The organism is Paraburkholderia sp. BR14320, assembly GCF_040948665.1.
GTDB lineage: Bacteria > Pseudomonadota > Gammaproteobacteria > Burkholderiales > Burkholderiaceae > Paraburkholderia > Paraburkholderia youngii.
The window spans coordinates 1-430 of record NZ_JBFPKG010000270.1 but is presented as its reverse complement, the minus strand read 5'-3'; the positions used below and the strand labels follow the sequence as shown (position 1 = coordinate 430).

1 protein-coding gene is annotated in these 430 nt (G+C 63.0%); it reads right to left on the bottom strand.

All coding sequences use genetic code 11. The annotated features are described in order from the left end of the window. Positions 1 to 416 (bottom strand): transposase (locus AB3X89_RS40265; protein WP_368588062.1); only part of this gene is annotated, 416 nt, incomplete at its 3' end. Between the last annotated feature and the right edge of the window lie 14 nt (positions 417 to 430).

The following is a 430-nucleotide window of genomic DNA, read 5'->3' as shown; positions in this document are numbered from 1 at the left end:
CGCGAGATCTGCGACTCGACCAGCGCGCGCTGGCCATACCCGTATTTGTTGCGGAACGCATGGGTGTCCTTGTCCTTGATGTACCGAACGAGATGGTCGTGCCAGCGTGTCGCCGGTTGATTGTGAACGACCGCATTGGCCGGTGGTGGAATCACCGGCAGCACACCACAGGTTGACCACGCCTCGGTCTGCGCGATACTGTAGTACGCGCCGTCGGCGATCACGCAGTCGACGTTCGCCTCGACTGCCAGCACCGCATTCAGGCCCGCCTCGTCGGAGACGTTGTCCCCGGTGATCGCGATGTGGTGGACATTCATCTGCGGGTCGATCGACAGGTGCATCTTGCGCCACGGCGTCTGGCTCGCGTCGCAGCCGTACTTCTGGCGATGCCATTCGCTGGCCCGGCCAAACTTCATCCCGCTGCTGTCGA